This is a genomic window from Curtobacterium sp. NPDC092190 (genome assembly GCF_044755625.1).
Taxonomy (GTDB): Bacteria; Actinomycetota; Actinomycetes; order Actinomycetales; family Microbacteriaceae; genus Curtobacterium.
Window position 1 is genome coordinate 133762 of record NZ_JBIVRJ010000005.1, and the last position, 22577, is coordinate 156338.

17 protein-coding genes and 1 tRNA gene are annotated in these 22577 nt (G+C 66.7%); 9 read left to right on the forward strand and 9 right to left on the reverse strand.

The window, feature by feature from the left end:
• Positions 1 to 332: 332 nt before the first annotated feature.
• Genes ACIQFY_RS13555 through ACIQFY_RS13570 form a run of 4 tightly spaced genes read left to right on the forward strand, consistent with a single transcriptional unit; the run spans position 333 to position 8041 of the window.
• The gene (locus ACIQFY_RS13555) at positions 333 to 2735 is read left to right on the forward strand and encodes an N-6 DNA methylase (RefSeq protein ID WP_400340516.1); all 2403 of its coding nucleotides are present in this window, start codon (positions 333 to 335) and stop codon (positions 2733 to 2735) included.
• Positions 2728 to 3954: a restriction endonuclease subunit S gene (locus tag ACIQFY_RS13560; RefSeq protein ID WP_400340518.1), complete on the forward strand. Its 1227-nt coding sequence runs from the start codon at positions 2728 to 2730 to the stop codon at positions 3952 to 3954. The genes ACIQFY_RS13555 and ACIQFY_RS13560 overlap by 8 nt, the downstream gene beginning before the upstream one ends.
• Positions 3951 to 7247 (forward strand): type I restriction endonuclease subunit R, encoded by a 3297-nt coding sequence (locus ACIQFY_RS13565; RefSeq protein ID WP_400340520.1) that lies wholly within the window; start codon positions 3951 to 3953, stop codon positions 7245 to 7247. The genes ACIQFY_RS13560 and ACIQFY_RS13565 overlap by 4 nt, the downstream gene beginning before the upstream one ends.
• Positions 7244 to 8041 carry a M48 family metallopeptidase gene (locus tag ACIQFY_RS13570; RefSeq protein ID WP_400340521.1) on the forward strand — a complete coding sequence of 266 codons (798 nt, stop codon included), beginning with the start codon at positions 7244 to 7246 and terminating at the stop codon, positions 8039 to 8041. Before ACIQFY_RS13565 ends, ACIQFY_RS13570 begins: the two co-directional genes overlap by 4 nt.
• Before the next feature lie 615 nt (positions 8042 to 8656).
• Here ACIQFY_RS13570 and ACIQFY_RS13575 read toward each other — a convergent pair.
• A tRNA-Gly gene (locus ACIQFY_RS13575) sits at positions 8657 to 8730 on the reverse strand.
• Positions 8731 to 8947: 217 nt separating this feature from the next.
• On the opposite strand from ACIQFY_RS13575, the gene ACIQFY_RS13580 reads away from it, so the two are divergent.
• Both ACIQFY_RS13580 and ACIQFY_RS13585 read left to right on the forward strand, forming a co-directional pair.
• Positions 8948 to 10027 (forward strand): DUF6177 family protein, encoded by a 1080-nt coding sequence (locus ACIQFY_RS13580; protein WP_400340523.1) that lies wholly within the window; start codon positions 8948 to 8950, stop codon positions 10025 to 10027.
• Between the two features lie 25 nt (positions 10028 to 10052).
• Positions 10053 to 10364, forward strand: a complete 312-nt coding sequence (locus ACIQFY_RS13585) for a hypothetical protein (protein WP_209684196.1) — start codon at positions 10053 to 10055, stop codon at positions 10362 to 10364.
• 45 nt (positions 10365 to 10409) lie between these two features.
• Here the strand turns inward: ACIQFY_RS13585 and ACIQFY_RS13590 are convergent, their stop codons facing one another.
• Entirely contained in the window at positions 10410 to 12455 is a 2046-nt protein-coding gene (locus tag ACIQFY_RS13590; RefSeq protein ID WP_400340525.1) for a cytochrome c oxidase assembly protein, read from the reverse strand.
• 86 nt (positions 12456 to 12541) lie between these two features.
• Entirely contained in the window at positions 12542 to 13657 is a 1116-nt protein-coding gene (locus ACIQFY_RS13595; RefSeq protein WP_400340526.1) for a GNAT family N-acetyltransferase, read from the reverse strand.
• A 102-nt stretch (positions 13658 to 13759) separates the two neighbouring features.
• Between ACIQFY_RS13595 and dcd the strand changes: the two genes are divergently transcribed.
• From dcd to ACIQFY_RS13610, 3 genes are all read left to right on the forward strand, one after another.
• On the forward strand, positions 13760 to 14347 hold the full coding sequence (dcd, locus tag ACIQFY_RS13600; RefSeq protein WP_326496711.1) for a dCTP deaminase: 588 nt from the start codon (positions 13760 to 13762) through the stop codon (positions 14345 to 14347).
• 115 nt (positions 14348 to 14462) lie between these two features.
• Complete coding sequence (locus ACIQFY_RS13605) at positions 14463 to 14717, forward strand: helix-turn-helix transcriptional regulator (protein WP_326496710.1); 255 nt, start codon at positions 14463 to 14465, stop codon at positions 14715 to 14717.
• A gap of 20 nt (positions 14718 to 14737) precedes the next feature.
• Entirely contained in the window at positions 14738 to 14875 is a 138-nt protein-coding gene (locus ACIQFY_RS13610; RefSeq protein WP_326496709.1) for a hypothetical protein, read from the forward strand.
• 267 nt (positions 14876 to 15142) lie between these two features.
• On the opposite strand, the gene ACIQFY_RS13615 is transcribed toward ACIQFY_RS13610, so the two are convergent.
• From ACIQFY_RS13615 to idi, 6 genes are all read right to left on the reverse strand, one after another.
• Positions 15143 to 16258: a sugar-binding protein gene (locus tag ACIQFY_RS13615; RefSeq protein WP_066651861.1), complete on the reverse strand. Its 1116-nt coding sequence runs from the start codon at positions 16256 to 16258 to the stop codon at positions 15143 to 15145.
• Positions 16259 to 16343: 85 nt separating this feature from the next.
• Entirely contained in the window at positions 16344 to 17636 is a 1293-nt protein-coding gene (mmsB, locus tag ACIQFY_RS13620; protein WP_251154168.1) for a multiple monosaccharide ABC transporter permease, read from the reverse strand.
• The gene (gene mmsA / locus ACIQFY_RS13625; protein ID WP_209676583.1) at positions 17633 to 19156 is read right to left on the reverse strand and encodes a multiple monosaccharide ABC transporter ATP-binding protein; all 1524 of its coding nucleotides are present in this window, start codon (positions 19154 to 19156) and stop codon (positions 17633 to 17635) included. Before mmsA ends, mmsB begins: the two co-directional genes overlap by 4 nt.
• 407 nt (positions 19157 to 19563) lie before the next feature.
• Entirely contained in the window at positions 19564 to 20583 is a 1020-nt protein-coding gene (locus ACIQFY_RS13630; RefSeq protein ID WP_400340527.1) for a LacI family DNA-binding transcriptional regulator, read from the reverse strand.
• Positions 20584 to 20687: 104 nt separating this feature from the next.
• Entirely contained in the window at positions 20688 to 21773 is a 1086-nt protein-coding gene (locus ACIQFY_RS13635) for a magnesium and cobalt transport protein CorA (protein WP_400340529.1), read from the reverse strand.
• 257 nt (positions 21774 to 22030) lie between these two features.
• Positions 22031 to 22573 (reverse strand): isopentenyl-diphosphate Delta-isomerase, encoded by a 543-nt coding sequence (idi, locus tag ACIQFY_RS13640; RefSeq protein WP_400340530.1) that lies wholly within the window; start codon positions 22571 to 22573, stop codon positions 22031 to 22033.
• Between the last annotated feature and the right edge of the window lie 4 nt (positions 22574 to 22577).

Here is a 22577-nt window from a genome sequence, read left to right on the forward strand (position 1 = left end):
AGTACACCGGCTGGTGCATCCACCGACGGCTCCACGGCGAACTCGGCATGGTCCACCCGTCGATTACGAACACGACCACCACCGGCACCACCCCGCTTCGACTACCGTCGAAGCGGTACTACTGAGCCTCCACTGAACCCGGGGCGGAATACCTTCGGGTGCCCCTCCCGGGGCTGCCTCGTACTGGCTCTAAGCGACGCCTCGCCGGCGAGCCGGTGCGCGGCGAGCCTCGCCCCGGACTGTCGGTCCCGGCTCCTAGAACGAAGCGTGTCAGCCCCGGGTTCGGTCGGCCATAGGGTAAGTCACGTACTCGCACAGATCGGACGGTTGGCATGAGCAGGCTGACGCTGCCACAGCTCGAACGGCATCTTTTCGCAGCTGCCGACATCCTCAGAGGCTCCATGGAGGCCTCAGCATACAAGGAATACATCTTCGGGATGCTGTTCCTTAAGTACGCCTCAGACGAGTTCGAGAAAGAAAACGAGCGGGTAGTTGCCGAGCAACTGGCCCGAGGCAGGTCGCAATCCGAAGCCGAAGCTAGGGCTGAGTCCCCAGCTTTCTACAAGACGTTTTATGTCCCCGAAGAGGCCTGCTGGTCGCAAATCCGCGACCACCTCCACAAGGGCATTGGTGACGGCCTGAACAAGGCCCTTCAGGCGCTGGAGAACCACAACCGCTCGCTTGAAGGCGTTCTCCAGCACATCGACTTCAACCGCAAGGTTGGCCAGTCGAGCATGTCGGACAAGAAACTTCGTGAGCTGATTGTCCACTTCAACAAGGTGCCGCTGCGCAAGTCCGACTTCGAGTTCCCGGACCTACTCGGCGCCGCCTACGAGTACCTGATTCGCGACTTTGCAGACTCTGCAGGCAAGAAGGGCGGCGAGTTCTACACTCCGCGCGATGTCGTCCGTCTGATGGTCCTGATCGCTGACCCAAAGCCGGGCATGAGCGTCTACGACCCCTGTACTGGCTCCGGCGGCATGTTGATCCTGTCCAAGGACTACGTCGAGGAGAACGGCGGGGACCCGCGCGACCTCGCCCTCGCAGGCCAGGAGAAGGATGGCAGCGTCTGGGCCATCTCCAAGATGAACATGCTGCTCCATGGCATCCCCGACGCCGACCTCCGGAACAACGACGACGGCACGCTTGAGGACCCCGCGCACACTTCAGGCGGCGAGCTGCAGCGATTCGATCGTGTGATCACCAACCCGCCGTTTTCCCTCAACTACACCAAGGACGGCATCCCATTCGCCGAGCGCTTCGCGTACGGATTCACGCCTGAGAAGGGCAAGAAGGCTGACCTGATGTTCGTTCAGCACATGCTGGCGGTGACGCGTCAGAACGGGCTCGTGACCACGGTCATGCCGCACGGCGTCCTGTTCCGTGCTGGCGATGAAGGCAAGATCCGCGCCGGCATGCTAGACGACGACATCATCGACGCGGTCGTCGGGCTGGGCCCGCAACTCTTCTATGGGACGACAATCCCGGCGTGCATCCTGGTGTTGCGCCCGAAGGGCTCCAAGCCAACCGAGCGCAAGGGCAAGGTCCTGATCATCAACGCCGACCGCGAATACCGCGAGGGGCGCGCCCAGAACTACCTGGAGCCAGAGCACATTGAGAAAATTGTCGCGGCATACCGCGAGTTCAAAGACATTCAGAACTTCGCTCGGGTGGTCAGTCGCAACGAACTCTCGGACAATGACGACAACCTGAACATCCGGCGCTATGTTGACACGACCCCGCCGCCCGAGCCACAGGACGTCCGCGCCCACCTATTCGGTGGAGTGCCGAAAACCGAGGTTGCCGCCAAAGGAAGTCTCTTCAGTTCACACGGCTTCGACACAACGAACGTGTTGGTCGAGCGTGACGCTGCCTACTATGCATTCGACCCAAAGATCGATAGCGGGCAAACGCTCCAGGAGTGGATCGAGAATGACTCTGGGCTCCTCGCCGCTGAGGCGGCCATTACTGATGCGATTGGGAAGTGGTGGGGCAACGAGCGGTCGAGACTGGATGATCTTAGTTCCGACGCACAGCTTGTGCCACTTCGGAAAGAACTTCTCTTGACGTTCGCCAACTCGCTGAGCTCCACGACGATGCTTGATCGTTTCGAGATCGACGGCATTGTCGCCTCGTGGTGGGGCAGGACGCTCCCCGACCTCAAGGCGCTCGCAGCCCTCGGCTACAAGGACCTGGTGGATGCCTGGGTGTCCACCGTGCTCGACGCGCTTGACCAGGACAAGGCCAAGATCAATCCGCTGGACCACAAGGTGGCGAAAGCGTTGCTACCGGACTTCCTAGAAGCGCTCACCAAGCTTGAAACCAGGGTCTCGGAACTAGATTCGACGATCAAAGCCGACGCCGCCGGCGAAGACGATGAGGGCGAGGAAGGCGATGAACGCACCCTCACGGAGGCGCAATTGAAGGAGCTGAAGAAGCAGCTCGCCGCAGCCAAGCGAATGCTGAAGGCCCAGCGGTCGACGTTCGGGATTCGCCTCGCCGAGGCCGCGTCGGGTCTGTCGCTGCTGGAAGCGCGCGAGTTGGTTCTCGACTGCAATGAACGAGATCTACGAAGCGAAGCAACGGTCCGCATACTCCGACACCGTGCGGCGCTTGTGGATGCGCTCGGTATGTGGTGGAAGAAGTACGCCGTCACGCTGCCCGCGATTGAGGAGCGGCGTGCTGCGTCGAGCGCGAAGCTCGCCGGATTCTTGAAAGAACTCGGCTTTGAGTGAGTGGAGCACGACGCGACTCGGCGATCTTGCGGACTTCCGTAAGGGTGTCAAGGTCGATGTACTTGATCGCAATGAGCGCGGCGCGGTCCCCTACTTGGGCGCGGTGGCTCTCGACACGGGTGAAGTAACGCAGTATGCGAAACCGGAGGGTGCGGTTACGGCCGAAGCGGACGACGTGCTGATGCTTTGGGACGGGGAGCGAAGTGGGCTCGTTGGAGGCGCGCTGTCGGGCGTCGTCGCTTCTACCGTGTCGCGACTCAGGCCGAAGACGAACATTGACAGCAGCTTCCTTCGTCACGCCCTTCATTCGAAGTTCGGGTGGATTCAAGCTCGACGCACTGGAACAGGCGTCCCTCACGTCCCGAAGGATCTGTCCTCGTGGCTATCCATAGCCCACCCCAATGAGAAGGACGAGCAGGCCGCTATCGCGCGAATCCTCGACTGCGTCGACGAAGGCATGCGCGCAACAACGGTCATCGTCAAGAAGCTTAAGGCGTTGAAGCAAGGGATGATTTGCGAGCTCCTTATGCCCGGCGGGTACGACGGTGATGCCCCTGTCGAGACATGGTCGTCGAACCTTCCGAGCGGCTGGTCGATTAGCAGGCTGGAGGACCTGCTTGCGCCAGTCCAGCCCGCGATGCGCAGTGGGCCCTTCGGAAGCGCGCTATTGAAGCATGAGCTGGTTGCCAGTGGTGTACCATTGCTCGGCATCGACAATGTCCGTACAGACAAGTTCGTGGCTGAATACAGGCGCTTTGTTACTCCAGCGAAAGCTGCGGAACTGTCGCGCTACAGAGTCTTCCCGGACGACGTCATGATTACCATCATGGGGACGGTTGGCCGAACCTGCCTCGTGCCGCATGATGTTCGCCAAGCGCTTTCATCGAAACATGTCTGGACGATGACTTTCGACCAAGGCGCTTACCTGCCGTATCTCGTGATGACGCAACTCAACCATGCCCCCTGGGCGTTGACACAGCTGCGGAAGGATGAGCAAGGGGGGATTATGGGCGCGATCCGATCTGACACTCTCAAATCGCTCCTCGTGCCCGTTCCGCCCATTGCCGAACAGCAGAGGATAACCGCGACGCTCCGAGCTATCGACGATAAGGTCGACGATGAGGCCGCGAGGCTCGATAAGTTGTGCCTGCTGAAGGATGGCCTAGTTGGCGCCCTGCTTTCGGGTCACGTCTCGGCAGTTGATGGGGGTGCGGCGTGAGCACAGGGCCCGAACACACTGACGTCGAGCAGCCATTCCTCGATCAGCTTGCGAGCTTGAACTACACCACGATCGTTGGCGACAAGTGGGATCCAGGGGTATCCGAGCGAACCAACTTTCGCGAGGTCATTCTCGAAGGTCGGCTCCGGTCCGCGCTCGAGGGTCTAAACCCCGGACCAGACGGAAGTTCTTGGCTTGATGACAGACGGATCTCCGAGGCGGTGTCAGCCGTGACTCGCCCAGGCGTTGGCAAGCTGCTGGAGGTCAACGAGCGTATGACGACCCTTCTTCTTGAGGGCACTTCCGTCTCCGGACTACCGGGCTGGGATCGCGGTCGGAACCAGCGCATCAAGTTCATTGACTGGGACAACCCTGAGGCGAACGACTTTGTCGCGATCAGTCAATTCCGGGTGGACGAACCAGGTGGTCAATCCAAGAAGTTCATCGCTCCCGATGTCGTCTTGTTCGTCAACGGCATTCCCCTGGTCGTCGTCGAGTGCAAAAGTCCGTACATCGTCGACCCCATGGCGGAGGGTATCAAGCAGCTGCGCCGATACGCCAACCAACGCGGCCTCGGCTTGCCTGAGGGCAACGAGAGCCTGTTCTGGACCAACCAGTTCGTCGTCTCGACGTACGGTGTTAAGGCCCGCGTGGCGACGTTCACCGCGTTGCCTGAGCACTTTCTCGAGTGGAAGGACCCGGCGCCGCTGACCAGGAATGAACTCGCGGAGCAGCGCGGAAAGGCGCCGAGCGCATTGACTGGCCAGGAGCTGCTGACCGCTGGCATGCTCGCGAAGCCCAACCTGCTGGACATCGTCCGGCACTTTACGCTTTTCACGGAATCGAGCGGCAAGCGGTTCAAGATAGTTACGCGTTATCAGCAGTACCGAGCGGTCTTGAAAGCTATTGACCGGATGCGGACGGGAAAAACCCGCGCGATCGATGGCGAGCACGACCGTCGAGGCGGCCTAATCTGGCACACCCAGGGGTCGGGGAAGAGCCTCACGATGGTGTTCCTTGTGCGCAGCATGCGCTCCGACGCGTTGCTGCGCAAGTTCAAGGTCGTCGTCGTGACCGACCGGACGGACTTGGAAAAGCAACTCTCGGAGACAGTGAAGCTGTCTGGCGAGGTTGTTGAACGGGCTCGCAAGTCCTCGAAGCTCAAGCAGCTGCTGGCGGAGCATGGCCCGGCGCTTGTCTTCGCGATGATCCAGAAGTATCACGACACCGACACGGGTAGTGCCGGAGGAGGCGGACTGGCCGATGACGACGATGACGGATCGGAGCAGTTAGGCGAACTGAACACCGACGACTCAATCGTCGTGTTGGTGGATGAGGCGCACCGCTCGCAGACATCGACTCTGCATGCGAACCTCATGGCGGCCCTCCCGAATGCAGCGAGAGTTGGCTTCACTGGTACGCCAATCATGAAGGAAGGCAAGAAAAAGACCGAGTCGATCTTTGGCGCTGAGATTGACCGCTACACGATCCGCGAAGCGGAAGCAGATGGCGCAGTCGTCCCTATCTACTACGAGGGCCGTACGGCAAAGGGCGCCGTCAGGGGAGGCAGCGATCTCGACGAGTTGTTCGAGGACTTGTTTGACGAACGCACTCCTGACGAGTTCGAGAAGCTCAAAGCTCGCTACGCGACGACGGGCGCTGTTCTCGAAGCGCCGCAGCTGATCGCGGCCAAGGCGCGTTCCATGATGTGGCACTACATATCCGCGGTACTGCCCGACGGCTTCAAAGCCCAGGTCAGCGCGACAAGCCGCCTCGCGTGCGTCCGCTACCGCGAAGCACTCATGAATGTGCGTGACGAGATAGTGACCCAGATTGAGGGGATTGCCCCGGAGTACGTCGCGCGCGTGGCCAGCGGTGAGGTCGACATCGATTCGCTCGACCGAACGACCCAGGTTCTGCTGCGGGCCCGTCCCCACCTGGACCTGATCAGGTTGTTGGAGTTTATACCCGTTATCTCTGGCTCTCACAATGACGATCCTGCGTGGATCGACTGGACGGACAAGACTAAGCAGGAAGTAGCGATTTCTGACTTCAAGAAGGCGCTCGGTCCGGCGGGGGAAAAGACCAGCCCGATCGCGTTTTTGATCGTGCGGACGATGCTGCTGACCGGCTTCGACGCACCGATCGAGCAGGTGCTCTACCTCGACCGGTTCATCCAAGACGCGGAACTATTGCAGGCCATCGCTCGGGTCAACAGGACTTCGGCAGGGAAGAGCGCTGGCCTGCTCATCGACTACTACGGTGTTGGAGCGCACCTCCAGAAGGCCCTTGCAGCGTATGCACCAGAAGATGCGCCGGACGCCATCGGGGCCTTGACCTCAATCGCCGACGAGCTGCCGAAACTGCGTGATAGACATGCACGGACCGTTGCTGTGTTCGCTGGCGCGGGCATTCAAACCTTCGATACCGCTGAAGACGTTGAGGCGTGCGTCGAGGAGTTGGTTGACGAAGCGCTCAGGGCCAAGTTCAGCGTGCTCCTGAAGTCTTTCCTCACGACCCTCAACACCGTCTTGCCCCGTCCCGAGGCGTTGCCATACGTGCACGATGCCAAGCAGCTCGGGATCATTCAGAAGATCACTCGGCGTCGTTATCGGGATGACGGGGGCGACTTCGATGTCTCACTGTACGGCGCGAAGGTTCGAGACCTCATCGACGAGCATGTGACCGCGCTGGACATATCGACGAAGATCCCGCCTGTCTCCATCACGGACCCCGGCTTCATCGCGAAGGTCAGAAACCTTACGTCCGAAAAGGCGAAGGCGTCAGAGATGGAACACGCTGTGCGGTTTCACGTCCGGAAGAATTTCGACGAGGACCCGTCGCGCTATACGAAACTGTCCGAGCGGCTTGACGAAATCCTTAAGGGCCTCACCGGCAATTGGGCTCAGCTCGTCCTAGCCCTCGAGGAGCTTACGGGTGACGCCGCTGGCGCGGACACGAACGCAGCCCACGATGACCCGCTCGTCTCGCGCTTCTTTGGCGTGCTTGAAGCGGAATACGCCACCGGCGTGGACTTGCTTGACGAGGTCCGCATCCTTCTCCTTGACCTTGCAGAAGCTGTCGTCGACGTCATCGTGCCCCGCGCACGGACGGTGCGGTTCTGGCAAAACCTCCACGCCCAAGACGAGCTGCGTGCCGAGCTCATTCACCTACTTGATGACCGTGACCTGTTCCCCTTTGCGTCGCTGCCGGCCATCGCCGATAAGTTGGTCGAGCTCGCACAGGCGAATCAGGCGCTTATTGCCAGTCGCCGAGCCGACGGCTCGGCATGACAACCGCCCTGGTCTTCGACGGCATGACGGTCCCGGTCGAGCGAGCCGGCAGAAGTCGACGCGCACACCTGACGGTCGAGCGTGACGGCAGTCTCCGCTTGCGTGCCGCCCACGATGTCCAGACCGAGGAGCTGACCGCGTTTCTTAAGTCGAAGCGCGAATGGATTTACACAAAGCTCGCGGAGAAGGAGCGGCTTCGGGCCGATCCTGTGGCCAAACAACTGGTCGACGGCGAAGGCTTTTTGTATCTTGGCCGCAGCCATCAGCTCCGGATCGTTGAGAACGATCAGGCGGCGGTACGGCTTGAGCGCGGTCGGCTGATCTTGCCTTCACGCCTGCGAGCGACCGGCTACGACTTGATCATCGACTGGTACCAAAGCCGTGGGATCAAGTGGCTACGACCGCAAGTCTCCGAGTGGGCGACGCGCCTTCGGGTCGATCCGTCACGGCTCGATGTTGCTGACCTCGGCCACAAATGGGGCTCAGCGACGTCCGTTGGCTGGGTTCGAATCCATTGGGCGACGTTGCAGCTTCGCCCAGGGCTCGTTGACTACGTGCTTGCGCACGAGCTAGCGCATCTCCATGAGCCTCACCATGGCCCGTCCTTCTGGGCACGGCTGGGACGGGTGATGCCCGACTATGAAGATCGGCGTGCCCAACTTGCGCTAGTCGGACCAACGTTGTGGTTCGGTGCGCAGACGACCAGCCCGGAGACCCCGGCTCACCCGCGCTCAGGTTGCCAGAAGAAACTGGTGAATGAGGGACCCGAGAGAGCGCGCCGGACAGGCGGCTGACGAAGCATCGCTGCATGGTGCGAGCGCGATTAGCCGTTACGCCACCGGTGGCGGTGGCGTGACCTTCGAACGCAAGGTTGATGCTGACTACCTCGCCCACCTGTTCACTCGGCGCGGCTCGGCTCGGGTCGGCGGGAAGGAACTTGGTGAAGGCCGCTCCGTGCGCGAGTCGCGTTCCAGCAGGCGCCCGAGCACTCGGGCCGATGACCTCGCCATGCGCCGAGGCTTCCTGGGGAATTTGAGCCATCGTTGCTTCCCGCCCTCGTGAAGGATCTTGGCGAAGGCGTTGAGTACCACGTCCGAATCGTGGTGACTGGACATCAGAACCACGCTGCCCGGCTGGCGGAGCTAGATTGAACACTCGTGAGACCGGTTCTGCGGGACCAGGTCGACGAACGGCGACGACGGCGCAACCGTAGGTGCAGAATTCCCGAGTCTCCGGCCCGTCGGGCGTGATGCGACGGCGTCGCGCCGGCGAACGGGCCAGTCGAGGCTGCGATTGAGGAGGAGTGCGCATTTCGCGCTGTGAAGTCCGCAGACCGGCCCGAAGTCTCAACTAAGTCGAGGAAAGTCTCACCTACCGTGAGAAATGACAACGGACGTGCGAGGAAGCAGTGGAGCGAGTGACGGGAATCGAACCCGCGCTACCAGCTTGGGAAGCTGGAGTTCTACCATTGAACTACACTCGCGCATCCCGCCGGACGGGACGCAACAAGCCTAGCGGATTCTCCGCTGGACGCCAGCCGAACGCGCGCCGCACGGTCCGTGGCGGTGGTGGGGCGGGCCTCCTGGTCGGTCCGGTCCGGTCGCCGTGTCTCCCCTGTGAGGTCCCCTGGCCGACGGACACGTGTCGTCGGCGTGTGTACCGTCCAGGGGGTTCCGACGCCCTACCGGAGGAGGACCCGGATGGTCAGGCATCCCCTCATCGACGACGTGGTCGGCCCCGCCATCGTGGTCCGCTCCGCATCGCCGGTCGTGTGGTTGACGGAGTCGCTCGCCTCGCTGCTGCGTCGTGCGTCCGAGTCCGGCCGCACGGTCGTGCTCCGCACCGGCCAGGAGGCATCCGTCACCCCCGCCCTGCGGCACGCGTTGGGCGTGCACCAGGCAGCGTGGGCCGTGGACGGTCCCGACGGCAGCATGCGGGACGGTCGCACCGGCGTCGCCGCCGCGGGCATCGAGGACTTCGTCCGCCGCGGGCCGGAACTCGTCGGTCCGCCGGCACCGCGACACCTCGCGTCGCAGGACTCGGTCCGCCAGATCAGCATCGACCTGACCCTGCGCCACCACGCCGGTCGGTCGGTCGACATGGGGACCGCGATCGAGGCCCTGTGCGAGACCGTCGGCACCTGTCCCACCCACTGGGGCACCAGCGAGCCGCTCACGGTGCCGTGGGACCGCTGGGTCGTCACGCAGTACGCCAAGCACGAGGCCCCAGAGGTCTCGACCTCGTACGCGCACGGCGAGGGGTTCTCGGCGACCATGACCGCGCACCTGCTCGACGGTGTGGTCGTCGAGACGATGTCCGCGGTGCTGACGATCCCCGAGCACGGTGCCGACCCGGCACTCGCGTCGCGGCTCCTGGACGCGGTGCACCGCGTCGCCGACCAGGTCGAGCCGGTGTTCGGCGTCGTGATGGAGCGCCGCGGGGATGCCGACCACCTGGTCCGTGCCGTTGCCCACGAGGAACCGACCCCGCTGGCCGTCGTCGTCGGCCCGGAGGCGGCGGAGTTCCTCGACCGTGCCGGCGAGTGGCCGCCACCGCGCACGTCGACCTCGGGCTTCGGCGGCGGTGGGCTGGTCGTACGCTTCGACGACGGGTGGGAGGCGCTCGAGTCGTTCCTCGACCGCATCGACGAGGACCGCTTCCTGCAGCTCGTCGGCGGTGCTCCGCTCGACCCCGCACACGACGAGGGCGCGCTGGACGGTCACGACCGTGGGTCGCACGCCACCTCCGGCCGGAGCACGGGCGGTCAGGGTGCCGCGTGACGTGACACTCCTCTGCCGTGGACCGGTGGAGACCCGCGACGTCGCTGAGGCGCTGCTGCTGCACGACGAGTCGTGGGGCGTCCGAGCACTCGACGACGGTCCGGTGCTGCAGGTCTGCCGCGACGCGACGCACCCGGTGATCACGGTGCTCGGTGTCCGACGGGTCGACTCGATCGACGAGGTCGCGCGGATCCTGCCGGACGCCCCGACGCTGTCCGCGCCGCTGTGGTGGGTGGACACGGTGACGCCGTTCGGGCCGGAGGGCGAGCCGGGTGTGACCGCTGCGCTCGAGGCGTCGATGGAGCTCGACGCCGTCTGCATCGTCCACGGCGACTGACCCGACGCAGGGCCCGGACCCCGCCCGGGGCCCGGGGGATCGGCGTCAGTCGCGCTTGCTCATGGCGGCGAGCCGCTCGTTGTACGCCTTGAGGTCCGCGTCACCGTCGCGCTCGGCCTTGCGGTCGAGGCGCTTGGCGTCCCGCTTGTCCGTCCGTACCCAGTTGCGCACCACGAGCAGCGCGACGAACACCATCGGCAGCTCGGACGCGCCCCAGGCGATGCCACCGCCCGTGTGCTGGTCGGCGAGCAGCGCCCGGTCGTCGGTCTGGCCGAGGGCGTGGAACCAGTCGGCCGCGAAGACGGACTGCGAGGTCATCACGGCGACGCCGAAGAAGGCGTGGAAGGCCAGGGTCGCCAGCAGCGCGATGATGAGGATCGGGTACTGCGGGCGCTTCGGACCCGGGTCGACGCCGACGAAGACCCAGAAGAACAGGTACCCGCTGAAGACGAAGTGCACGACCATCACGACGTGCCACTCGTGCGACTGCATCGCGTACTGGAACGCGGGGGTGAAGTAGAACACCACGAGCGACCCGGCGAAGATGACACCGGCGACGGCGGGCTGCGCGAGGAACTGCATCCACCGCGAGTGCGTGAAGAGCATGAGCCACTCGCGAGCGCCGCGCGACCCGTCGTTCCGCACCGGCAGGGTCCGCAGCGCCAGGAGCACCGGCCCGCCGAGCACGAGCGGCAGCGGCACGAACATCATGAGCAGCATGTGCTGGAGCATGTGCGACGAGAAGTGCACCATGCCGTAGACCGCCGGCCCGGCCGAGGTGGTCCAGATGAACAGCGCGCAGCCGAGCAGCCACGCGATGGTCCGGCCGACCGGCCACGAGTCCCCGCGCTGCTTGAGCTTCCGCACCGACAGGAGGTACCAGCCGGCACCGACGACGGCGATCGCCAGGTACACCCAGTCGATGTGCCACTGGGTCAGGTAGGTCTGCACGGTCTGCGCCGGCGGGTACGTGTACCCGAGCAGGCCGGAGCGGGTGTCCTGCCCGGTCTCCGGCGTCTGCGGGATCGGCGGCTGCGAGCGGGACACGGCGACCGAGACGCCGATCGCGACGGCCATGAAGACGACCTCGGCCAGGGCGAACCGCACGAAGAGCTTCCGGTCGAGCGGCGCGCGGAGGAGACCCGGCACGAGCTTCCGGCGCTGGGCGACCCCGGCGAGCCCGAGCAGCACGAGGATGACGGCCTTGACCGTGATGAGCCAGCCGTACGTCGTCGTGACGAGGTCGGCGGGGCCGGTCAGGCGGAGTGAGGCGTTGACGATGCCCGAGAAGGCCACCGCGGCGAAGGCCCAGCCCGCGAGCGTCGAGTAGCGGGCGACGACCCGGCCGGTGGCACCCTTCGTCCGGGTGCGGAGCAGCAGCACGGCGACGAGACCGCCCGCCCAGACGCACACGGCGACCAGGTGCACGGCGAGCGAGTTCACCGCGTTCGCGTGCTCGAGGGCGCCCGCGGCGTGCCCGGAGAGTGCGAGGGGCAGCAGCGCGAAGAGCGCGGCGACGGTGGCGACCGCGAGCGTGGTGACCCGGGTGGCGAACGCGGCGACGAGCGTCGCGACGAGGATCGCCGCGGCGGAGACGACGAGTGACTGGCCGATCTCGACCTGGAACGCGAAGAGCAGGAAGTTGCGGGCGAACACCGGGCTGGTGAGCGGGACGCCCAGGGTGTTGGCGCCGGTCAGCACGATGCCGACGACGGCCGCCAGGAACCACACGGCACCGGCTGCGGCGCCCCACCGGGCGGCTCGGTGCTGCACGCTCGACATCGTGCCGTGGTCGGCCTTCTTCGCGGGCAGCGCGAACGCGGCGACGACGAGCAGGCCGATGGTCAGGGCGGCGGTCGTGTCGTGCACCACGCGGGCGACCGGCAGACCGTACTCGACCAGGTCACCGGCGGAGACGAGCTGCTGCGACGCGGTGAAGGCGCCGGTCACGGTCATGCCGAGCACGGCGCACGCCACGGCGAGGGGGATCGCGATGACCAGGACCGTCGCGACGGTGGTGGATCGCGCGGTGGTGGGGGCGGGGTCGGGTGCCGTGTCCCCGGGCTGCGTGGCGGCTGACGTGACGGTCATGACCGTCCAATGGTAGGTCGCCCGCCTGACACCCCGGTCCCAGTCCGGGACCGCCCCGCTCCCGACTCCGGACGCCCGATCGGCCGTCAGTCGCGGTGCTCCCAGATGCCCTCGCTGCCGACCCCGACGAACCCGACCGCCTCGTTGACGTCGAGCATCGGCCGGTTCTCCTCGGCGTTGGAGGTGACGATCGACGGCCGCCCCGGGAAGTCCCGCTCGACGGTCTCGATCCCGACCACCTTGAGGAGCTGTCCGAGCCGGTGCCCGCGGTGCTCGCGGAGCACGAGCGTGTCCCACTGCATCACGGCTCGAGCGGGCTCCGCCGGTATCTTGATCTGGCTGAAACCGGCCAGGGTGGTGCTCTCGACGTGTTCGACGGCGACGGTCAGCATGGTGTGCGGCCCGCTCGCGAGCTGCTCCTCGGACTCCCGGACGCGGGCGGCGGTCCAGACGTCCTCGGGCTCCGGCATGTCGCCCTCCGGCGCGTCGGTGCTCATCCGGGTGTGCAGCAGCGCGAGGTCGTCGAGCCACCGTTCAGGGGTGGCTCCGGTCCACGAGTGCACCCGGTAGCCGGGACCGGCCGCCGTCGTCGCGCGGTCGTGCAGCTCCCGGACGATGGAGGCATCGGCGGGGAGCGTGAGTCGGCTGACACGGTTCACCTGTCCGAACCGCCAGCCGCGTCCGGTCAGGAAGCGCACCGCTGCCTCGTCCTCGGGGACGGCGCCGGAGCCCGTCGGCGCCTGGCGGTACCCGGGCCCGTCACCGGGACCGACCTGCCGCGAGACCGCGTGGGTCTTCCACTGGGTGCGTCCCTCGGCGCGGGCGACGCCCTCGAGGTGGTCGGCGAGCAGCGTGCCGATGCCGCGGCGCTGTCGGTCGGGGCGGACACCCACCGACAACCAGCAGTTCGTCGTGCCCGGCTCCGTCTTCGAGTCGTACGCCCCCGATGCCACGACCTCGCCGTCGCCGTCGCGCACGACGAACAGGCGGCTCGGTGCGTCGGGCTCGCGGCACATCGGCAGTGCCTCGGCGGGCGTCCACGCCAGTTCGGGCAGCCCGTGCACCGCGACCTCGGCGGCGTCGGACACCGCGAGCCAGTCCGAGAACGCCCGCACCAGCTCCGGGTCGTCGTCCATCGTCGCCGGCACGACGAGTTCCTCGACGACGAGCTGCCCGTCGACCGTGTCGGTGTGGTCGGCCATCGTTGCCCCCTGTGGTCGGCCGGTCGGACGGCCGTCGTCCGCCGCCCGGCAGGGCAGCCTCGCAGCATACCGGTGGCCGGACCCTGCCGCTAGGGTTGCTGCGTGCTGCTCTCCGACCGCGACATCACCGCCCAGCTCGCCGAGGGGCGGATCGGCCTCGACCCGTACGACTCCTCGCTCGTGCAGCCGTCGAGCATCGACGTCCGCCTCGACAAGTACTTCCGGCTGTTCGACAACCACAAGTACCCGCACATCGACCCGGCAGAGGACCAGCCCGAGCTCACCCGTCTCGTCGAGACCGACCCGGACGAGGCGTTCGTGCTGCACCCGGGCGAGTTCGTCCTCGGTTCGACGTTCGAGGTCGTGACGCTGCCGGACGACATCGCCGCACGCCTCGAGGGCAAGAGCTCGCTCGGTCGCCTCGGCCTCCTGACGCACTCGACGGCGGGCTTCATCGACCCGGGCTTCTCGGGCCACGTCACGCTCGAGCTGTCGAACGTCGCGACGCTGCCGATCAAGCTCTGGCCGGGCATGAAGATCGGGCAGCTCTGCTTCTTCCAGCTCTCGAGCCCGGCGGAGAAGCCGTACGGCTCTGCCGAGTACCAGTCGCGCTACCAGGGCCAGCGTGGTCCGACGCCGTCGCGCTCGGCGCAGAACTTCCACCGGGCGGACGTCTCGCGGCGCGACTGAGCCCCAGGCGAGCGCCGCCCCTGCGCCGCTCGCGCGCGCCGCGACGAGGCGCCGCGCGCACCGCCGTAATGTATCGCGTACGTGTGAAATTTCGTGTTCTGTGTATCGTGGCGCCATGGCCGAAGCTCCCGTCCGAGCGCCGCAGCCGGTGGTGGCGTCAGAGATCATCCGCGATGCCCGGCTGCGCGCCGGCCTGACGCAGGTCCAGCTCGCGGCGCGCGCCGGGGTCACGCAGAGCGCGGTAAGCACGTACGAAAATGGTCGCCGGGAACCTTCACTCGCGATGCTGCAGAGGCTCGTCCGAGCAGCAGACTTCGAGATGGCGGTCACCCTCCTTCCGAAAGTCACGGCGGTGCCGCTTCTCTTCTAGAGCTCAGTCTTCCGCGATCGGTGATCGGCGACCGGCTGACGGGCGGTGGCGCGGTGCCCTCGGCGGCCGTCCTGCTCGAGACGGCCCGGACGGACGTGCCGCGGCTCCGCGAGGCGGTCGAGCGGTTGCGCGCGCACCGCGCCCAGCGGGCCGACTGACGGACGGGAGGCGCGTGGCGGCACCGCCACGGGCCTCCCGTCCGCCTGCCCCCCCCCCCGACACCGAGACGGGCGTGTCTCCGGGGGACGCCCCCGGAACGGCGAGACGCCGCCGGAACCGGCGGCGTCTCGCCCCGCTCAAGGCGTGCAGCGACGTGCGGAACGAGCGCGACGCGGAACTCCCGGCAATGCGGAACGGCCCCGTCTCGCCGGAGCGAGACGGGGCCTTCCTCGTGCTGTGGTGCTGTGGTGCTGCCGTGGAGGGGATCAGCCCTTCTTGGCGAGCTCCTCGAGGGTGTCGTTGCCCTTGTAGGCCTCGACCGCGTTCTCCTTGGTGACCAGGACCGGGGTCAGCTCGACGGCCGGCACGACCTTCTTGCCGTTGTCGTTGTTCTTGTCCTCGGTGGTCTTCGGGGTCTTGCCGTCGGCCAGGTCGGAGACCAGGTCGATCGCGGCCTGCGCCTCTTCGGTGGTGTTCTTGTAGATGGTCGAGTACTGCTCGCCCTGCATGATCAGCGGGATCGAGGCGGTCTCGGAGTCCTGACCGGTGACGACCGGGTTCGGCTTACCAGCAGCCTTGGTGGCGGTCAGGATGGCGCGGGCCAGGGTGTCGTTCGGCGACAGGACGCCGTCGAGCTCGGTGTTCGTGTACGACTTCGTCAGGATGTCGGTCATGCGCGACTGGGCGTTCTGCGCGAGCCAGCCCTGGGTGTTCGTCTTCGAGAACGAGGTCTGACCCGAGACGACCTTGAGGGTGCCGTCGTCGATCTTCGGCTGGAGCACGTCCATGGCGCCGTTGAAGAAGACCTTCGCGTTGGCGTCGTCGGGCGAGCCGGAGAAGAGCTCGATGTTGTACGGGCCGCTCGACTTCTTGGCCTTCATGCCGTCGAGCAGGGCCTGGCCCTGCAGCTGGCCGACCTTGAAGTTGTTGAACGCGACGTAGTAGTCGACGTCGTCGGTGTTCAGGATGTTGCGGTCCCAGGCGATGACGACGGCGCCGGACTTCTTGGCGGCGGCGACCTGCGTGCCGAGCTGCGAACCGTCGGCGGCACCGATGATGATCGCCTTCGCGCCCTTGGTGACCATCGACTGGATCTGGCCCTGCTGGTCCGGGACCGGGTTGCCGGCGTTGGCGTACTGGATGTCGGCCTTGAAGCCGGCGTCCTCGATCGACTTCTCGAACGCGGCACCCGCGAGGACCCAGTTCTGCGAGGTCTTGGCGGGGAGCGCGACGCCGATCAGGTCGCCCTTCTTGATCTGGACGTTCGAGGCGCCGCCCGACGAGTCCGAGCCGGCGTCCGAGTTGCCGCGGGCCGAGCAGCCGCTGAGGGCCAGACCCGCGACGAGTGCCAGGCCGATGCCGGCGATGAGCTTCTTGCGCATGAGATTGCTTTCTCTTCGTTGAGGAGTGGTGCTGTGTGGTGCGGGGATCGTGCGGGCGGCCACCGGAGCGGCCGCCCGCCACGTGTTACTGGACGTTGACCTTCTCGGGCTGGTCCTCGATGCTCCGCGGCTGCTGCGCGGCCACCGTGTTCTGTTCGGTGTCCTTGCGTTGGAACTGCTTCAACATCCCGCCGATCAGGGACGGACGCCCCTGCGACTTCGAGTAGACGTCGAAGGCGACGGCGACGAGCAGGACGAGACCGCGGATGATCTGGACGCGGTTGGACTCGAGGCCCACCAGCGACAGACCGTTGGACAGCAGGGCCATGACGAGACCACCGATGATCGATCCGGAGATCGTGCCGATGCCACCGGCGACCGCTGCGCCACCGACGAACACGGCGGCGATCGCGTCGAGCTCCCAGCCGGTGCCGTCCGCGGGGCCCGAGGCACCCGAGTAGCCGACGAAGACCATGCCGGCGACGGCGGCCAGGACGGACATGTTCATCATGACGAAGAAGTTGACCTTGCGGGCGCTGACGCCGGACAGGACGGCGGCGTTCGCGTTGCCACCGACCGCGTAGACCTGGCGGCCGAAGATCGTGTTCTTGGTCAGGAAGCCGTAGACGATGGTCAGGACACCGAGGATGATCGCGACGATCGGGATCGACGTGCCGGCGGGGCCGGCGGCGAACAGGTACGTCGCGACGAGGGTGACGGCGACCAGGATGCCCGTGCGGACGATCGAGACCCAGAGCGGGACGAGCTCGGCCTGCATCTTCTTGCGACGCTGACGACCACGGAACTCGAGGAAGACGAGCACGAGGCAGGTGACGATGCCGAGGATGAGCGTGCCGTTCGAGAACCCGAAGTCCGGGCCGAAGTCGGGCAGGAAGCCCGAACCGATCTTCGCGTAGTCGTCCGGCACCGGCTGCGACGTCGAGTTGCCGATGATCTGGTTCGCACCGCGGAAGATGAGCTGGCCGGCCAGGGTCACGATGAAGGCCGGGACCTTCACGAACGCCACCCAGAAGCCCTGCCAGGCACCGACGGCTGCACCCACGGCGAGGCCGAGGATGATCGCGGCCCACGCCGGGAAGTTCCACTGCGCCATCGACTGGGCGACGATGATGCCGGTGAACGCCGCGACGGACCCGACCGACAGGTCGATGTGTCCCGCGATGATCACCATGACCATCCCCAGCGCCAGGATGAGGATGTAGGAGTACTGCAGGAACACGTTGATGATGTTCGTCGGCTCGAGGATGAGCCCGTTCGTCAGGATCGAGAACAGGATCAGGATCGCGATGAGCGCGATGATCATGCCGTACTGGCCGATGCTGTTGCCCTTGCCGAACAGCAGTTTCAGGTTCTTCATGAGATCAGTGCGCCCTTCCGCGCGGAGGTCATGCTGCGCATGAGGGTCTCGGGGTCGGCCTGGTCCGCGGGGACGTCGGCGGTGATCTGGCCCTCGAAGATCGTGTAGATCCGGTCGGAGAGGCCGAGGAGTTCGGGGAGCTCGGAGGAGATGAGGATGATGCCCTTCCCCTGTGCCGCGAGCTGCTGGATGATGCCGTAGATCTCGAACTTCGCGCCGACGTCGATGCCGCGGGTGGGCTCGTCGAGGATCAGCAGGTCCGGGTCGGTGAACATCCACTTGGACAGGACGACCTTCTGCTGGTTCCCGCCGGACAGCTTGCCGACGTTCTCCTCGACGGTCGGCACCTTGGTGCGGAGCATCTTGCGGTAGCGCTCGGCGACGTCGTACTCCTCGAGGGAGTCGACGACACCGGCCTTCGAGATCTTCGGCAGGTCGGCGGCGACCGTGGAGCGCTTCACCGTGTCGAGCAGGTTCAGACCGAGGGCCTTGCGGTCCTCGGAGACGTAGCCGAGGCCGTTCTGGATCGCCTGCTGGACGTTCGCGATCTTGATCTCGCGGCCGTCCTTGATGATCTGGCCGTCGATGAAGTTGCCGTACGAGCGGCCGAAGATGCTCATCGCGAGCTCGGTGCGGCCGGCGCCCATCAGGCCCGCGAAGCCGACGATCTCGCCGCGGCGGACGTGGAAGTTCGAGCCCTTCGCGACCAGGCGCGAGGCGTCCTGCGGGTGCTGGACGGTCCAGTTCTTGACCTCGAAGAAGACCTCGCCGATCTTCGGCGTGCGGTCCGGGAAGCGGCTCTCGAGCGAGCGGCCGACCATCCCGCGGATGATGCGGTCCTCGTTGACGCCGTCGCCCTTCACGTTGAGCGTCTCGATCGCCTTGCCGTCACGGATGATCGTGATCTCGTCGGCGATCTGCTCGATCTCGTTGAGCTTGTGGCTGATGATGATGCTCGCGATGCCCTTGGACTTCAGCCCGACGATGAGGTCGAGCAGGTGCTGCGAGTCGTTCTCGTTCAGGGCCGCGGTCGGCTCGTCGAGGATGAGGAGCTTGACGTCCTTGTGCAGGGCCTTCGCGATCTCGACGAGCTGCTGCTTGCCGACACCGAGGTTCTTGATCTGCGTGTCCGGGTCCTCGTCGAGGCCGACGCGGGCGAGCAGGTCCTGGGCGCGGAGCTGGGCGCTGGTCCAGTCGATGACACCGAAGCGGCCGGGCTCGTTGCCGAGGAACAGGTTCTCGGTGATCGACAGCTCGGGGATGAGCGCGAGCTCCTGGTGGATGATGACGATGCCGGCCTGCTCGGACTGCTTGATGTCCTTGAAGCGGACCTCGTCGCCCTCGTAGACGATCTCGCCGCTGTAGGTGCCGTACGGGTAGACGCCCGAGAGCACCTTCATGAGGGTGGACTTGCCGGCGCCGTTCTCGCCGCAGATCGCGTGGATCTCGCCGGCGCGGACGCTGAGCGACACGTCCGAGAGCGCCTTGACACCAGGGAACTCCTTGGTGATCGACCGCATCTCGAGGATGGTCTCGGCGCTGGTGACGGACCTGGTGGCCAGGTCCGGTCCCTGTGGGGTTGACGCCACGGTGCATCTCCTTCTGCCGCTGCGGTGCGGCAGTCCTTCGGGTGGTGAGGTGCGGCATCGGGGGCGCAGGAGTGCCTGCGTGGACCTCGTTGTCGCGTCCGGTGTCCTGCTCGGTGTGACGGCCATGTGACCGTTCACATCGGCGGAACGGAGGTAATTTACGCACAGCCCCGTCGCGGCTGTCAATTCGGTTCGGTCGCGTTTTCGTAACGGCCCGCGTGATCCGGCGGAATCCGCGTCCTGACGCCCCCCGAGGTGGGGTGGTCGGGCGTCACGCAGGGCGGACGGGAGGCGCGGGGCAGGGCCGCCACGGGCCTCCGGGCCGACGCGTGGTCGCGTCAGCGGCGCCGGGGTGCGCCCGTCGATCCGCGCACCACGAGCTGCGGCACGAGGTCGACCGGGCGGAGCGTGTGCCCCTCGGACGGCAGGAGCAGTTCGACGCAGCGCCGACCGAGCTCGGGGAAGTCGACCGCCACCGTGGTCAGCGGCGGCCAGAGGTGCTTCGCCTCGGGGATGTCGTCGTAGCCGACCACGGACAGGTCGCCCGGGACGTCCAGCCCGTACGACCGCGCCGCGTGCATGACCCCGAGCGCCATCGCGTCGTTCGAGCAGAAGATCGCCGTGCAGTCCCGGTACCGCAGGAGCTCGCGGCCCGCGTGGTAGCCGAAGTCCGCGGTCCAGTCGCCCAGGATCGGCGGCACGACGGGCATGTCCCGGTCGGACATCTCGCGCAGGAACCCCTGCATGCGGGCCTCGGCCTCGATCCAGTCCTGCGGCCCGGCGATGTGCCGGACGTACTCGTGGCCGAGGTCGAGCAGGTGCGCGGTCGCCAGCCGGGCGCCCTCCATCTGGTCGATGAAGAGCGTCGAGCGCTCGTCCCCGCCGCTCGTGCGGAGCGCCACGTAGGGCGTCCGCATCCCGAGCTCCTCGATGAGGTCGAACACGCGCTGCTGCGGCGCGATGACGATGATCCCCTCGACGTCCTGGTCGAGCAGGTGCCCGAGGCCGTCCCGGACCGCCTCGTCGGTGGCCGCCGCGATGTTCGCGGTCGTCACCGAGTAGCCGCGCGTGACGGCGGCGTCCTCGATCGCCTGCATCGTCGCGGCCGGTCCGTAGTGGGAGCGCTGCGCGGTGAGCACGCCGATGGTGTGCGTCCGACTGGTGACCAGGGCGCGCGCGGCGCGGTTCGGCCGGTACTGCAGCTGCTCCATCGCTGCGAGCACGCGGTCCTTGGTCTCGGCGCGGATGGCGTCCGAGTTGTTGAGCACGCGCGACACCGTCTGGTGCGAGACGCCGGCGACCCGCGCGACGTCACGGATGCTGGGCGAGCGCGGTTGCTGTGTCCGCGGTGACGCCATCGTTGCTCTCTCCTGCTCGGGGCCGTGGCACCTCGATGTGCACGTTCACATTCCGAGCCAGATCATTATGCACGTCCCCGCGCTGCACGCCAGCCGTACCCGTCTCAGAGCCAGTTGCGCTTCCGGAACACCAGCCACAGGATCCCCGCCAGGGCGAGCATCGCCACGATCGCGACCGGGTAGCCGTACCGCCAGTGCAGCTCCGGCATGTGGTCGAAGTTCATGCCGTAGACGCCGGCGATGAGCCCCGGGGCGAAGAGGATGGCCGCCCAGGACGAGATCTTCTTGACCTCCTCGCCCTGGCGGTGCGCGGCCCGGGCGAGCTGCCGGCTCTCCTCGCCCTGCGCCAGGGAGGCGCTCGTCATCCGCCGCATCGCTTCGTTCTGCTCCTGCGTCACGAGGGTCGAGTGCAGCGTGAGGGCGTTCTCGAGCAGCGCCCGGAACGAGTCCACCCGCTCCGTCACGCGGAGAGCGTGGTCGAGCACGTTGCGCAGGCGGTGCTGCACCTCGTCGTCGACGCCGTACTTGTCGGCGCCCCGGAGCAGTCCGCGCACCATCGCCGGCACCGGGGCCGTGGCGCGCTGGAACCCGAGCACCTCGCTGAGCAGCTGGTAGATGCGCTTCGAGACGCCGGGGTCGACCTGGCCCGCGAACAGCTGGTCCTCGATGGCGTCGACCTGGTCCTGGATGACCTCGACGACCGGTGCGTAGCCGTCGACGATCTCGTCGAGCACGGCGGCGGTGACGGCTTCGGACCCCGTGGCGAGGAACGCCGGGTCGGCCTCGACCCGGCAGCGGACGGCGGCGAGGTCGGGCTCCTCGGCGTGCCGCACGGTCACCACGAACCGCCGACCGACGAAGAGGTGCACCTCGCCGAACTCGACCTCGTTCGTGTCGGCGCGGTGCCAGGCGGGTCGGAGCACCAGGAAGAGCGTGTCGCCGTACCGCTCGAGCTTGGCGCGCTGGTGTCCCTTGCGGGCGTCCTCGACGGCGTTCTCGTGCAGGTCGAACTCGGCGGCGACGGCCTCGAGCTCGGCGTCGTCGGGGCGCAGCAGGCCGATCCAGGCGAGCGTGCCGTCCGCGGCCGTCGCCGTGGTGGTGACCGGGTCGGTCTCCGTGGCCCGGGACAGGGTCGCGGGACCGCCGATGCGACGTCCTGCGACGTAGACGGCGTCGTCGATGCGTGCCATGTCGTGCTCCTCGTGCTCGGGAGCAGGCAGGCGCGATGCTCCGCGACGGAGCAGGGCGAGCACGGGCACCGGTCGAGCCGGTGCGGAGCGTGCGTCAGCGAACGGGCACGGTGACGACCGGGGCGGTCGTCCGGCCCGATCGAGGATGGTCACCCGACATCGCGCCTCACCTGCCCTTCTCGTCGTCCGTGGTCGCCGGGGCGCGACCAGCGGGCCACGTTACCCGGTGGGTGGACGTGCGTCGAGTGAGCGATCGCTCAGCGGGTGACGCGCAGTCCCTGCTGCTCGAGCTCCGCGAGCTGCCACCCGAGCCAGGGGCTCCAGGCGAACGGCGCCGCGGCGACCGACGCCCGCAGTTCGTCCTCGGAGAGCCAGGCATACTCGGCGACCTCGTCGTCCGCGGGGGCCGGGACGTCGTCGGTCACCGCGCGGAACACCGGGCAGACCTCGTTCTCGACGATGCCCGAGGCGTCGACCGCGCGGTACCGGAAGTCGGGCAGCACGAGCTCGACGTCCCGCACGGAGATGCCGAGTTCGCGGGAGGCACGTCGGGCGACGGCGTCCTCGAACGCCTCGTCCGGTCCGGGGTGCCCGCAGAACGTGTTCGTCCACACCCCCGGCCAGGTCTTCTTCGACAGGGCGCGACGGGTCACGAGGACCTTGCCCTCGGCGTTCCGCACGTGGCACGAGAAGGCGAGGTGGAGCGGGGTGTCCTCGGTGTGCACCGCGAACTTCTCGGCGGTGCCGATGGGAGTGCGGTCTTCGGCGAGCAGGACGACGGATTCCGGGAAAGTGTTCATCTGC